The 12,738-nt window shown below is 68.9% G+C and carries 14 protein-coding genes; 7 read left to right on the forward strand and 7 right to left on the reverse strand.

Annotation, left to right across the window (positions count from 1 at the left end; genetic code table 11):
• Positions 1-21 precede the first annotated feature (21 nt).
• The 3 genes from purT to AC5Y4T_RS10375 all read left to right on the forward strand — a co-directional run bounded on the left by purT (position 22) and on the right by AC5Y4T_RS10375 (position 3,123).
• Positions 22-1,281, forward strand: a complete 1,260-nt coding sequence (gene purT, locus AC5Y4T_RS10365; RefSeq protein ID WP_499952936.1) for a formate-dependent phosphoribosylglycinamide formyltransferase — start codon at positions 22-24, stop codon at positions 1,279-1,281.
• Positions 1,282-1,448: 167 nt separating this feature from the next.
• Entirely contained in the window at positions 1,449-1,889 is a 441-nt protein-coding gene (locus tag AC5Y4T_RS10370) for a rhodanese-like domain-containing protein (protein WP_499917904.1), read from the forward strand.
• Between the two features lie 7 nt (positions 1,890-1,896).
• Positions 1,897-3,123 carry an O-succinylhomoserine sulfhydrylase gene (locus AC5Y4T_RS10375; RefSeq protein ID WP_499952937.1) on the forward strand — a complete coding sequence of 409 codons (1,227 nt, stop codon included), beginning with the start codon at positions 1,897-1,899 and terminating at the stop codon, positions 3,121-3,123.
• On the opposite strand, the gene AC5Y4T_RS10380 is transcribed toward AC5Y4T_RS10375, so the two are convergent.
• The 6 genes from AC5Y4T_RS10380 to AC5Y4T_RS10405 all read right to left on the reverse strand — a co-directional run bounded on the left by AC5Y4T_RS10380 (position 3,120) and on the right by AC5Y4T_RS10405 (position 8,947).
• Positions 3,120-4,499, reverse strand: a complete 1,380-nt coding sequence (locus AC5Y4T_RS10380; RefSeq protein ID WP_499952938.1) for an NAD(P)/FAD-dependent oxidoreductase — start codon at positions 4,497-4,499, stop codon at positions 3,120-3,122. The two genes, AC5Y4T_RS10375 and AC5Y4T_RS10380, sit on opposite strands and share 4 nt — an antisense overlap.
• 64 nt (positions 4,500-4,563) lie before the next feature.
• A complete protein-coding gene (locus tag AC5Y4T_RS10385) occupies positions 4,564-5,175 on the reverse strand; it encodes a hypothetical protein (protein ID WP_499952939.1) in 612 nt (203 codons plus the stop codon).
• Between the two features lie 5 nt (positions 5,176-5,180).
• Positions 5,181-5,843 (reverse strand): TetR/AcrR family transcriptional regulator, encoded by a 663-nt coding sequence (locus AC5Y4T_RS10390; RefSeq protein WP_499948122.1) that lies wholly within the window; start codon positions 5,841-5,843, stop codon positions 5,181-5,183.
• Positions 5,844-5,850: 7 nt separating this feature from the next.
• On the reverse strand, positions 5,851-6,999 hold the full coding sequence (locus AC5Y4T_RS10395) for an acyl-CoA dehydrogenase family protein (RefSeq protein WP_499952940.1): 1,149 nt from the start codon (positions 6,997-6,999) through the stop codon (positions 5,851-5,853).
• Between the two features lie 12 nt (positions 7,000-7,011).
• A complete protein-coding gene (locus AC5Y4T_RS10400; protein ID WP_499952941.1) occupies positions 7,012-8,196 on the reverse strand; it encodes an acyl-CoA dehydrogenase family protein in 1,185 nt (394 codons plus the stop codon).
• Positions 8,197-8,200: 4 nt separating this feature from the next.
• The gene (locus tag AC5Y4T_RS10405; RefSeq protein ID WP_499952942.1) at positions 8,201-8,947 is read right to left on the reverse strand and encodes an SDR family NAD(P)-dependent oxidoreductase; all 747 of its coding nucleotides are present in this window, start codon (positions 8,945-8,947) and stop codon (positions 8,201-8,203) included.
• A gap of 69 nt (positions 8,948-9,016) precedes the next feature.
• Here AC5Y4T_RS10405 and AC5Y4T_RS10410 point away from each other — a divergent pair, with 69 nt between their 5' ends.
• The 3 genes from AC5Y4T_RS10410 to AC5Y4T_RS10420 are packed head-to-tail and all read left to right on the forward strand — an operon-like array spanning position 9,017 to position 10,781.
• Entirely contained in the window at positions 9,017-9,388 is a 372-nt protein-coding gene (locus AC5Y4T_RS10410; RefSeq protein ID WP_499948116.1) for a DUF3054 domain-containing protein, read from the forward strand.
• Positions 9,389-9,395: 7 nt separating this feature from the next.
• Complete coding sequence (locus tag AC5Y4T_RS10415; protein ID WP_499952943.1) at positions 9,396-10,277, forward strand: SAM-dependent methyltransferase; 882 nt, start codon at positions 9,396-9,398, stop codon at positions 10,275-10,277.
• Between the two features lie 9 nt (positions 10,278-10,286).
• Positions 10,287-10,781 carry a GNAT family N-acetyltransferase gene (locus AC5Y4T_RS10420; RefSeq protein ID WP_499952944.1) on the forward strand — a complete coding sequence of 165 codons (495 nt, stop codon included), beginning with the start codon at positions 10,287-10,289 and terminating at the stop codon, positions 10,779-10,781.
• Positions 10,782-10,916: 135 nt separating this feature from the next.
• On the opposite strand, the gene AC5Y4T_RS10425 is transcribed toward AC5Y4T_RS10420, so the two are convergent.
• Entirely contained in the window at positions 10,917-11,663 is a 747-nt protein-coding gene (locus tag AC5Y4T_RS10425; RefSeq protein WP_499952945.1) for an MBL fold metallo-hydrolase, read from the reverse strand.
• Positions 11,664-11,721: 58 nt separating this feature from the next.
• On the opposite strand from AC5Y4T_RS10425, the gene fgd reads away from it, so the two are divergent.
• Positions 11,722-12,735, forward strand: coding sequence for a glucose-6-phosphate dehydrogenase (coenzyme-F420) (gene fgd / locus AC5Y4T_RS10430; protein WP_499917917.1), 1,014 nt, complete (start codon positions 11,722-11,724; stop codon positions 12,733-12,735).
• Positions 12,736-12,738: the final 3 nt, after the last annotated feature.

A 12,738-nucleotide genomic window follows, 5' to 3' on the forward strand; every position in this document is an offset into this window, starting at 1 on the left:
GAACCGACCTATCCTTGAGCCGTGACTGACGGCGTGAGCGACGGACGGGACGACGAAACGACGGTACTCGCCGTACCCCAGCCGGCTCCCGCGCCCGGTGAAGCCGGGCCCGCCCCGGCCGACGACAGGCCGACGGTGGTGCTGCTGGGTTCCGGCGAGACCAGCCGGGAGCTGGCGATCGACCTGGGCCGCCTCGGAGCGCGGGTGGTCGCCGTCGACCAGGATCCGCACGCGCCCGCGCACGGCGTGGCCGACCAGGCCCTGGTGCTCCCGCTGACCGACGCCGCCGAGTTGTCCGCTGCGCTGCAGCGGCTGCGACCCGACTTCGTGGTGACCGCGACGGACACCGTCGCCGGCCCAGCCATTGAGGCCCTTGAGAGCCTCGAGGCCTCCGGTTCCGGCGGGAACCACACCGAGCTGGTCCCCAGCGCCCGCGCCGTGCGGCTCAGCGCCGACCGTGAGGGCCTGCGCCGGCTGGCGGCCGACGAGTTGGGGCTGCCCACCGCGCCGTTCTGGTTCGTCGGGTCGCTGGGCGAGCTCGAGGCGGTGGGCGCGCACGCCGGCTATCCGTTGTTGGTGAAACCGGTGTCCGGGCCGACCGGGCCGGGGCAGTCGGTCGCCGCGCGCCGCGAAGACCTCGGACCGGCGTGGCAACGCGCGGTAGCTGGTCACGCGGGCCCCGGACAGCCGCGGGTGCTGGCCGAGACGGTGGTCGAGGTCGAGTTCTACGTGACGCTGCTGGCCGTGCGCAGCGACGGGCCGGCGGGTCCGGTGATCGAATTCTGTTCGCCCATCGGTCATCGCGACTCCGGCGGGCGCGTGCTGGAATCCTGGCAACCCCAGAAAATGAGTGCGGCGGCGACGGACGCCGCGAAGTCGATCGCCGCGCGAATGGTGAAGGCGCTGGGTGGACGCGGCGTCTTCGCCGTCGAACTGATGATCAACGGCGACGAGGTGTACTTCGCCGACGTCACCTCCCGCCCCACCGACACCGTCTGGGTGACGCTGCGCAGCCAGCGGCTGTCCGCGTTCGAACTGCAGGCCCGCACGATCTTGGGCTTGCCGGTGGACACCATGATGGTTTCCCCGGCCGCCGCCCGCGCGATCGACGCCGTCGCCCACGGTCCCGCGCTGACCGGCGCCCTGAGCGTGCCCGAAAGTGACCTGCGGGTGGTCGGGCGCGGCTACCGCGCCCTGGCCACGGCCCCGGAAGTGACGGCCGCCCGCGAGCGGGCCGGCCAGGTCGCTGCTCGGCTCGCCGGTCCAGATCCACAGGGCTGAGCCCGCGCGGCCGTTCGGGCGAATCGACCGCCCCCAGCCGGGCGCGGCGACGGCCTCGATACCATCGCAGGTCAGATACCGCTGCCGGGCCGGGGGGCGCTCCGGCCGGGGCTTGACCGCCCGGGCGCGGATAGGGTGGCTGACGACGGACGATGAGGGAAACGAGCATGAGCACAGAGCACGCACACTCCTACGCCGGGGACATCTCGCCCCTGGAGGCCTGGAAGTTGCTCAGCGACAACCCCGACGCCGTGCTGGTCGACGTGCGCACCGACGCCGAATGGCGCTTCGTCGGTGTGCCCGATCTGTCCAGCCTCGGCCGCGAGGTGTTGTTCCTGGAGTGGAATTCCTCCGACGGACAGCGCAACCCGAATTTCGCCGACCAACTGCGCGAGCAGGTGGCGCCGGCCGAAACCGGTGCGCAGCGTCCGGTGCTGTTCTTGTGTCGCTCCGGAAACCGCTCCATCGGCGCCGCCGAGGTCGCGACCGAGTTGGGCATCACGCCGGCGTACAACATCCTGGACGGCTTCGAGGGTCAACTCGACGTCAATGGCCACCGCGGCGAAACGGGTTGGCGGGCCATCGGATTGCCGTGGAAACAGGGCTGAGCCGGCGATGACCCCGGCCGACAACGATTCCGTTCGCGTGCCCGCGACGCTGCCCGACGGCGTCAGCCAGGCGACCATCGGCGTGCGCGGCGGGCTGTTGCGTTCGAATTTCGACGAGACCGCCGAGGCGATGTTTCTGACGTCGGGCTACGTCTACGAGTCGGCGACGGTCGCCGAGGGGTCGTTCACCGGCGAGGTGGACCGCTTCGTCTACTCGCGCTACGGCAACCCGACCGTGTCGATGTTCGAGGAGCGGTTGCGCCTGCTCGAAGGGGCCCCGGCGGCCTTCGCCACCGCGAGCGGCATGGCGGCGGTGTTCACCTCGTTGGGCGCGCTGCTGGGCGCGGGGGATCGACTGGTCGCCTCGCGCAGCCTGTTCGGCTCGTGCTTCGTGGTGTGCAACGAGATCCTGCCGCGGTGGGGCGTCGAAACCGTCTTCGTCGACGGCGACGACCTGGCGCAGTGGGAGCAGGCGTTGTCCGTGCCCACCACCGCGGTGTTCTTCGAGACGCCGTCGAACCCCATGCAGTCGCTGGTGGACATCACAGCGGTGAGCGAGCTTGCGCACGCTGCGGGCGCAAAAGTGGTGTTGGACAACGTGTTTGCGACACCGCTTCTGCAGCAGGGCATTCCGCTCGGCGTTGACGTGGTGGTGTACTCCGCCACCAAGCACATCGACGGTCAGGGCCGGGTGCTCGGCGGGGCCATCCTGGGCGACAAGGAGTACATCGACGGCCCGGTGCAGAAACTGATGCGGCACACCGGCCCCGCGATGAGCGCCTTCAACGCCTGGGTGCTGGTGAAAGGGCTCGAGACCATGGCGCTGCGGGTCGAACACAGCAACAACTCGGCCTTCCGGATCGCGGAATTCCTGGAGGACCATCCGGCGGTGAGCTGGGTCCGCTACCCGTATCTGTCCTCGCACCCGCAATACGACTTGGCCAAGCGCCAGATGTCCGGCGGGGGAACGGTGATCACGTTCGCACTCGACTGCCCCGCCGACAAGGCCAAGCAACGGGCCTTCGAGGTGCTGGACAAGCTTGCGCTGATCGACATCTCGAACAACCTCGGCGACGCCAAATCCCTTGTCACGCATCCCGCGACCACCACGCACCGGGCGATGGGCCCGGAGGGTCGCGCGGCGATCGGGCTCGGTGACGGCGTGGTGCGGATCTCGGTCGGCCTGGAGGGCACCGACGATCTGATCGCGGACATCGACCGGGCGCTGAGCTAACCGGCCTGTTTCTCGGCCGCGTCGAGGCGGTCGGCCGCCGCCAGGGTTCCCTCTTGCGCCTGCTGCTCCACCCAGTCCACCACCGGCCGGGCGTACATCATCTGGCTGGTGATCGCCATCTGGCCGCGGGTGCGGCCCAGGAACGAGATTCCCCAGGAGAACATGGCGGCGATGCGGTTGCGGTGGCCGACCAAGTAGTACAGGTGCAGCAGCAGCCAGGCGAGCCAGGCGATGAAGCCGCCGAACTCCAGCTTGCCGACCTGCGCGACGGCGCTGTACCGGGAAACCAGCGCCATGCTGCCCTTGTTCAGGTACTTGAACGGCTTGCGGTTGGCGGGATCGTCCTGGCCCTTCACCGCCTGCTTGATGAGCTTGGCGACGTAGTGCGCCCCCTGGATCGCGCCCTGCGCCATGCCGGGCACGTCGGGCACCGACATCAGGTCGCCGACGACGAACACGTACGGATGCCCCTTGATGGACAGGTCGGGCTCGACGATCACCCGGCCGGCGCGGTCGGTCTCGGTTCCGTCGGACTGCTCGGCGAGCATCGCGCCCAGCGAGCTGGCCTGCACGCCCGCGGCCCACACCTTGCACGCACATTCGATGCGCCGCTCGCCGCCGTCCTTCTCCTTGACGGTGATGCCCATGTAGTCCACCGCGGTCACCATCGCGTTGAGCTGGATCTCGACGTCCATCTTCTGCAGCCGGCGTTGCGCCTTGAGACCCAGCTTGGAACCCATCGGCGGCAGCACCGCGGGCGCCGCGTCGAGCAGGATGACGCGACATTCGCTGGGGGTGATCGTCCGGAACGCCCCGGCCAGGGTGCGCTCGGCGAGCTGGACGATCTCGCCGGACAGCTCGACCCCGGTCGGCCCGGCGCCGACCACCACGAACGTCAGGCGCCGTTGCCGTTCGTCCGGGTCGGTGGCGACCTCGGCGGCCTCGAACGCACCGAGGATGCGCGCCCGCAGTTCGAGGGCGTCGTCGACGCTTTTCATGCCGGGGGCGAAGGCCGCGTACTGGTCATTCCCGAAGTACGACTGCTGCGCGCCCGCGGCGACGATGAGGCTGTCGAAGGGCGTCACGGTATGCATTCCCATCAGGTGTGACGTGACCGTCTTCGCCGTCAGGTCGATCTCGTTGACCTCGCCCCACAGCACGCGGACGTTCTTCTGCCGCCGCAGGATCAGCCGGGTGGTCGGGGCGATGTCGCCCTCGGACAGGATGCCGGTGGCCACCTGGTACAGCAACGGCTGGAACAGGTGGGTCGTCGTCTTCGAGATGAGGGTGACGTCGACGTCGGCCCTCCTGAGCGCCCTGGCGGCGTTCAGCCCGCCGAATCCGCTTCCGATGATGACGACGTGATGACGCGACATGCTCACCCCTTCTGTCTTTCCGCAAGCCCCCTGCGGCGCATACCCAGCCTATGACTCCGCTGCCCTAGAAAGGCCAGCCGTTGGAGTTGTCCCTGAATTTCGCGTTGACCGCGCTGCAGAAGTCGTCGGCGGTTCCGGCGAGCATGACGTAATAGGTCTCGCCGCGGCGGCTCTCGAAGGTGTTCGGGGTGCTCCACCCGGAGTTGCACAGCGAACTCGGCGTGCCGGCCGTGGCTCTGCGCCAATTGGTCTTGGCGCAGGCGACCAGGCCGTCGGGATTCGGCGTGGCGCTTTTGGCGGCGACCACCATCGCGCCTCCCCATTGCCCGTCGCTGCGCCGGAAGGCCCGCGCCCCGAATCCGGCGTTGTTGGTCTGGCACGCCAGCGCCCGGCGCATCAGCGAAAAGGGCGCGGCCAGTTGCGAATTCGTGCTCGCGGCGGCGGTCGTGACGAATTGCGCGGCGTCCGAGCCGTCGACCTCCTGCACGTCGGGCTTGCCGAAGCTGAACAGCTGCTGCGCGATCCCGGCGTTGATGCCGCCGCCGATGATCGGGCCGGCGCCGCTGGACGTCATCGCGGGCAGCGTCGCATCGGCGCCCGCCGTGGGCATTCCGGCGGCGGCGCCCAGGGCCAGCAGCGCGATCGCGCCGCGAATCGGGCGGGCGGTGCGTCTCATGACCCTTATTTCAGCACGTGGGCGTAGTCGGCGCGGCGGTCGTCGGCGATCAATCCGGTCAGCACGTGGCGGGTCTGCAACGCGATGTATTGATCGATGCCGTAAATCGTCCCGAAGTGCCAGTGTTTGAGCGCCCAGCCGTGGGCGAGCAGCATGATGTCGAACACGATGAGGTCGACGTCGACGGCACGAAAGACCCCCCGGGCGATGCCGTCCTCGATCACCGCGCGCAGGGGTGCGGCGCTGGCGATTTCGAGGTCCTTGATCTGGGCGCGGCCGGGCGCCCCGAGGGTGCGGCTCTCCCGGTAGGTCAGCACCACGCCGTCGAGGTTCTCGTCCACGATCTGCACGTAGCGGCGCACGCCCGCGGTCAACTGGTCGACGACGTCGTCGCCGGCGGCCGCGATGACCGGTGCCAGCTGATCGCGGAACACGTCCAGGATCCGCACGATCGTCGCGAGCAGCAGGTCCTCCTTGCCGCCGAAGTACTTGTAGATCAGGCCGACGCTGACCTTGGCCTCGGCGGCCAGATCCTGCATGGACATCTGGTGAAACCCGTTGCGGCCCATGACCTTCACGGCGGCGTCCAGCACCTGGCGGCGCCGCGAACTCGCCCGGGCCGCGCGCACGGCCTCGTCGGCGGGAAGATCGCTGTAATCGGTGACCATGACAACCTCAGATGCCCAGGTCCTTGGCGATAATCGTCTTCATGATCTCGTTGGTGCCGCCGTAGATTGTTTGAATGCGGGCGTCGACGAAGGCGCGCGCCACGCCGTATTCGCGCATGTAGCCGTACCCGCCGTGCAACTGCAGGCAGCGGTCGGCGGTGCGCACCTGCAGGTCGGTGGTCCACCACTTCAGCCGGGCTGCGCGCGCGGCGGTCAGCTCACCCGCCAGGTGCTGGGCCAGGCAGTCGTCGAGATAGGTTCGGGCGATGTCGATTTCGGTCGCGAGCTCGGCGAGCACGAATTGGCTGTTCTGGAAGCTGGCGATCGGTGAGCCGAACGCCGTGCGGTCGCGCACATAGTCCAGGGTCTCGGCCAGAATGCCTTCGGCGGCGGCCACCGCCCCCACCCCGAGCGCGAGCCGCTCCTGGGGCAGGTTCTTCATCAGCTGGTAGAAACCCCTGCCTTCGCCTTCGAGCAGATTGGCCCTCGGCACCCGCATATCGGTGAAGGTGAGCTCGCTGGTGTCCTGGGCGTGCAGGCCGATCTTCTCCAGGTTGCGGCCGCGGGCGAAGCCGGGTGTGGCCGGGTCGACGACCAGGAGCGAGAGCCCCTGATGGCGGTCCGGCGAGGTGCGCACCGCGATGACGAACAGGTCGCCGATCTGCCCGTTGGAGATGAACGTCTTGGCGCCGTTGACGACGTAGTCGTCACCGTCTCGCACCGCCGTCGTGCGGATTCCGGCCAGATCGCTACCGGTGCCGGGCTCGGTCATCGCGATGGCGAGCACCGTCTCGCCGGTGACCACGCCGGGCAGCCAGCGCTGTTGCTGTTCGGGCGTGGTCAGGTCGGTGAGATAGGGCAGCACCACGTCGTTTTGCAGAGTGAAGGCGATGGCCTCGGCCGCCGCACCCGCGCGCTGCAATTCGTCGATCACGATCGCGTTGTAGCGGAAGTCGCGCACGCCCGGGCCGCCGAGACGCTCGGGCACCGAGAAGCCCAGCAGCCCGAGTCTGCCCGCCTCGATGAACAGCGAGCGATCCCACTGGCCGTCCCGCTCCCACTTCTCGTGATTGGGCACCACCGTCTGCCGCACGAAATCGCTGACCAGTTCCCGGAACTGGTGATGCTCGGTGGTGTACTCCAGGCGGGCGGTCATCGGTGCTCGGAGTCAGCGGAAGGCGTCGCTGCCGGTGAACGCCTGGCCGAGGACCAGCTGATGCATCTCGGGCGTGCCCTCGTAGGTCAGCACCGATTCCAGGTTGACCATGTGCCGGATCACGGGATACTCCAACGATATTCCGTTGCCGCCCAATATGGTTCGCGCGGTGCGGCAGATCTCGATCGCCTCGCGGGTGTTGTTGAGCTTGCCGAAGCTCACCTGCTCGGGCCGCAGCCCGCCGCTGTCCTTGAGCCGCCCGAGGTGCAGCGACAGCAGCTGGCCCTTGTGCAGCTCTACCGCCATGTCGACGAGCTTGGCCTGGGTCAGCTGGAAACCGGCGATGGGCCGGCCGAATTGGGTGCGTTGCATGGCGTAATCGAGCGCGGCCTGCCACGCCGAGCGCGCCGCACCCATCGAGCCCCAGATGATTCCGTAGCGGGCCTCGGACAGGCACGACAGCGGCCCGCGCAGCCCCTTGGCCTCGGGCAGCATCGCCCCGGCCGGCACCCGCACGTCGTCGAGCACCAACTCGCTGGTGATCGAGGCCCGCAGCGACAGCTTGTGGTGAATCGTGTTGGCGCTGAATCCGGGCGTCTTGGTGGGCACGACGAAACCGCGGATCCCGTCGTCGGTGGCGGCCCAGACGACGGCGACGTCGGCGACCGAGCCGTTGGTGATCCACAGCTTGCGTCCGTTCAGCACCCAATCCGAACCGTCTTGGCGCGCCCGGGTTTTCATCGCGGCGGGATCGGAGCCGACGTCGGGTTCGGTCAGGCCGAAGCAGCCGAGCAGCTCGCCGGTGGCCATGCCGGGCAGCCATTCCTGCTTCTGCTCCTCGGACCCGAAGTTCCAGATCGCGAACATCGCCAGCGAGCCCTGCACCGAGACCATCGATCGGATGCCGGAATCGGCGGCCTCGAGCTCGGTACAGGCCAGGCCGTAGTGCACCGACGACGCCCCCGCGCAGCCGTACCCGTCCAGGTGCATGCCCAGCAGGCCGAGTTGCCCGAACCCCTTGGCCAGCTCGCGGACCGGAAGGTCCCCGATCTCGAACCACTCCGCGACGTGCGGCAGGACGTGCTCGGCGCAGAACCCCCGCACGGTGTCGCGGACCGCAAGCTCGTCGCTGGATAGCGAGGCGTCCAGGCCCAGCGGGTCGTCGCGGTCGAAGGCCGGTGGCGTGTGAGTGCTCATGTCATCAGCCTGCCATCGTCAGGCCGCCGCTGACACTGATCACCTGTCCGGTGATGAACGAGGCGGCCTCGGACGCGAAGAACAGCACGGGCGCGGCGACCTCCTCGGGCCGGGCCAGCCGGCGAAACGGGATGGCCTTGATCAGTGCTTCCCGCAGTTTCTCGGGTTGCGCATGAAACAGCGGGGTGTCGGTCGGGCCGGGGCACACGCAGTTGACCGTGATGTGGTGGCGGGCCATTTCGCGGGCCAGCGACTTGGTCAGGGCGATCACGCCGCCCTTGGCGCCGGCGTAGATGCTCTCGCCCGCGCTGCCTACCCGGCCGGCGTCACTGGCCAGGTTGACCACGCGCCCGCCGCCGTCCGTCTCGATCATCCCCGGCAGGAACGCCGAGCAGACGTGCACCGGCCCCAGGTAGTTGATGGCCACCACCTTCTGGGCGAATTCCGGTGTGGCGTTGAGGAATTGGTCGGTGCGGTCCCATCCGGCCGCGTTGACGACGATGTTGGGCACGCCGAGGTCGGCGTGGATCCGGTCCCGCAGGGCGCCAACCTGTTCCGGGTCGGCCACGTCCACCGGTAGCGCGGTGATCTTCTCGGGGCGTTCGCCGGCGGTGGCCGACGCCGCCGCCGAGTCTAGGTCGGCGGCGACCACGCGCTCGCCGCGTGCGGCGAGCCCCAGCGCTATTGCCTTGCCGATGCCGGAGCCGGCGCCGGTCACCACCGCCAGGCCGCCGTGTGAATGCACATTCATCGCTGACGAATCTAGATTCACCGCGGCCGGGCGGTCAAGGATCGCGCGGCGCCCCGGTAGTCTGCCTGAATGCTTAGGCTCCAGCGGCCTGCCTGGCTCGCGGTGGATGTCGTCGGTGTGCTGGTCTTTTGCGCCGTGGGGCGCCGCAGCCATGACGAAGGCCTCGATGTCACCGGAATCGCCGCGACGGCGTGGCCGTTTCTCACCGGCACGGTCGTCGGATGGCTGGTCTCTCGCGGGTGGCGGCGGCCGACCGCGGTGGCGCCGACCGGGATAGTCGTGTGGTTGTCCACCGTCGTCGTCGGCATGCTGCTGCGCAAGGCGACGTCCGCGGGTGTGGCGGCGAGCTTCGTGGTGGTCGCGGCGACGGTCACCGCGCTGTTGCTGTTGGGCTGGCGAGTGGCCGCCGGGCTGACCATGCGGCGTCGCTCCGGCGTCTGAGGCGACCATGGTGCAGACGGCCGACGTGGCGGCAACCGCAACCTTCGGTGCGGCCGCGCGGGCGGTGGCCACCGACCAGGGGCTGCTGAACGACCCGTTCGCCGAGCCGCTGCTGTGCGCCGTCGGGATCGACTTCCTCACCCGGGCGATCAAGGACCGCGTGTTCGCCGAAGACGACGGCGACGACCCGGCGTTGACGGCGCTGCTGCACGTGCTGGCGGCGCACACGCGATTCGTGGACGAATTCCTGGCCGATGCGGTCCGGGCGGGCATTCGGCAGGTGGTGATCCTGGCGTCGGGCCTGGACACCCGGCCCTACCGGCTGTGGTGGCCGCGCGGGACCACGGTGTATGAGGTCGATCAGCCGCAAGTGCTCGATTTCAAAGCCGAGGTGCTGCGCGGGCTGGACGCCGAATTGGCCACCCACCGGTGTGCGATCGGCATTGATCTGAACCACGATTGGCCGGCGGCGCTGCGGCGGGTCGGGTTCGACGCCGCGGCGCCCACGGTCTGGGTCGCCGAGCAGTTGCTCGCCGGCTACCTCTCGCCCGGCGAGCAGAAACGATTGCTGGACGCCGTGACCGCCGCGAGCGCCGCGGGCAGCCGGTTCACCGCCGATCACATGCCCACCTGGAATCCGTTGCGGCTCGGGGCCGAGCGCGCCTTCGTCGACGGCTGGCGCCGGCGCGGCCTGGACGTCGACCTGGCCAGCCTGACCCACCCCGGCGAATACCATTATGTGCCAGAGTATTTGGCGTCGAACGGCTGGCAGACGGCCGGCCTGGGCAGCACCGAACTGCTGGGCGCGGTGGGGATGGGCAGGCGGCGGCGGACGGCCCCCGGCGACGCGGAGTTCGTCCCGGAATACCTCACCGCCACCCGCGTTTGAGCTGTCGTGATGCCGGAATCAAGCTCTAGACCACTGCGGTTCGTGTCGGCAACCCACGACGACCCGCTGGCACAACCGCTGCTGGCCGAACTGGCCGTCGAGTACGCGCAGCGATACGGCGGCACGCCGAGCACCCACCTGACCTGGCTGCCGGTGCCACGGGCGGAGCTGGCGCCGCCGGACGGCGGCCTGCTGATCGGTGTGCTGGACGGCGTGCCGGTGACCGGCGGGGCGTTTCGCCGTTACGACGCCAACACCGCTGAGCTCAAGCGGATCTGGACAGACGGTGCTCATCGGCGCCGCGGTTATGCCCGCGCGCTGCTGGCGGCGCTGGAGGCCGAGGCCCTGGCACGGGGGTATCGGCGGCTCTACCTGATCACCGGCAATCGCCAGCCCGAGGCCGCGGCGCTCTATGACGCGACGGGGTATACCCGGATACCGCCGGACCCGCTGCCCGACTGGGGACCGTTCATTCCGATCGCGTTCGAGAAGTGGCTGGCTTAGGGCAAGGTCTGAAGCGTCGAGGGTGAATCGTCGGCGTTGAGTGTGAACCCTGGGCGGCGACACGCCGACAATCCCCCACCGCACTTTCCCACTCAAAGCCGTTGGTTCACAATCGGTTCGAGCAACACTTCTCCTCTACTGAGCCAACGAGATGGCCCGCGCGGTCGCTTCCTGGATCGGGCCGCGCCACACGTCGCCGTGCCCGGGCAACAAGATCTCGGTGTCCAGCAGGGCCAGGGTGTCCAGGCTATGCAGCGCATCCTGCTGGCTGCGGCTGAACACCGCCGGCAGCAGCTGCGGCCCACCGCGGCGCAGCAGCGGGTGCCCGGTGATCAGCGCGTCGCCACTGACCAGCACGCCGTCGACCACGTACGAGCAGTGCCCGCTGGTGTGCCCGGGGGTGAACACCGCCGTCGGGCGGCCGGGCAGCGCGGCGGCCACCTCGTCGGTCAGCGGCCGGGTGGACGCGATGCCGTCGCGGATCAGGCCTCCGCTGCGCAGCACATGCAGTCCCCAGGTCGCCCAGCGCGGCCGCCAAATGCGCAGGGCCACATCGAAAACCGACGCCTGTTCCAGATACTCGCGCTTGGCGTGGCCCACTTCCTGGGCGTGGCAATAAACGTCGGTGCCGTATTCGTTGGCGAGCCAGATCGCCGAGCCCAAATGGTCGATGTGGGCGTGCGTGAGCAGGACGGCGCGCACGTCGCCGGGCCCGTAACTCAGCTCCCGCAGCGACGACAGCACACCCTCGCGGTCGCCGGGATATCCGGCGTCGATCAGCATCACACCGGTGCCGTCGACGACCAGCGTCCAGTTCACGGCCTCGCCCTGCGCGAGGTACACCGTGTCGGTCACTTGAACGAGAGTTGGCGCCGATCCCATGCCCGCGAGTGTAGAAGCCAGCCCGTCGCGACCATCGAGACAGGAGTAGAAAGAACGGGTGGCTGAACTGAAACTCGGATACAAAGCGTCCGCCGAACAATTTGCACCGCGCGAGCTCGTCGAACTCGCTGTCGCCGCCGAGGGGCACGGCATGGACAGCGCAACCGTCAGTGACCACTTCCAGCCGTGGCGACACGAGGGCGGGCACGCACCGTTCTCGCTCGCGTGGATGACTGCCGTCGGCGAGCGCACCAAGCGCCTCCAGCTGGGCACCTCGGTGCTCACGCCGACCTTCCGGTACAACCCCGCCGTCATCGCGCAGGCGTTCGCCACGATGGGTTGTTTGTACCCGGACCGCATTTTCCTCGGCGTCGGCACCGGCGAGTCGCTCAACGAGATAGCCACCGGATACGAAGGCGAATGGCCGGAGTTCAAGGAACGCTATGCCCGGCTACGCGAATCGGTGCGGCTGATGCGCGAACTGTGGCTGGGCGACCGCGTCGACTTCGAGGGTGAGTACTACCACACCAAGGGCGCCTCCATCTATGACGTGCCGGAGGGCGGCATCCCGATCTACATCGCCGCGGGCGGCCCGCAGGTGGCCAAATACGCGGGTCGCGCCGGCGACGGCTTCATCTGCACCTCCGGCAAGGGCGAGGAGCTGTACAAGGACAAGCTGATGCCCGCCATGAAGGAGGGCGCGGAGGCGGCCGGAAAAAACCCCGACGACATCGACCGGATGATCGAGATCAAGATCTCCTACGACACCGACCCGGACAAGGCGCTGGAGAACACCCGGTTCTGGGCGCCGCTGTCGCTGACGGCCGAACAGAAGACCAGCATTCACGACCCGCTTGAGATGGAGAAGGCCGCCAACGAGCTGCCGATCGAACAGGTCGCCAAGCGCTGGATCGTGGCGTCCGACCCCGACGAGGCGGTCGCGAAGGTGAAGGACTACGTCGACTGGGGCCTCAACCACTTGGTGTTCCACGCGCCCGGCCATGACCAGCGTCGCTTCTTGGAACTCTTCGAGAAGGACCTGGCGCCGCGGCTGCGGCGGCTGGCCGGATAGGCG

The organism is Mycobacterium sp. NGS11 (genome assembly GCF_059813315.1).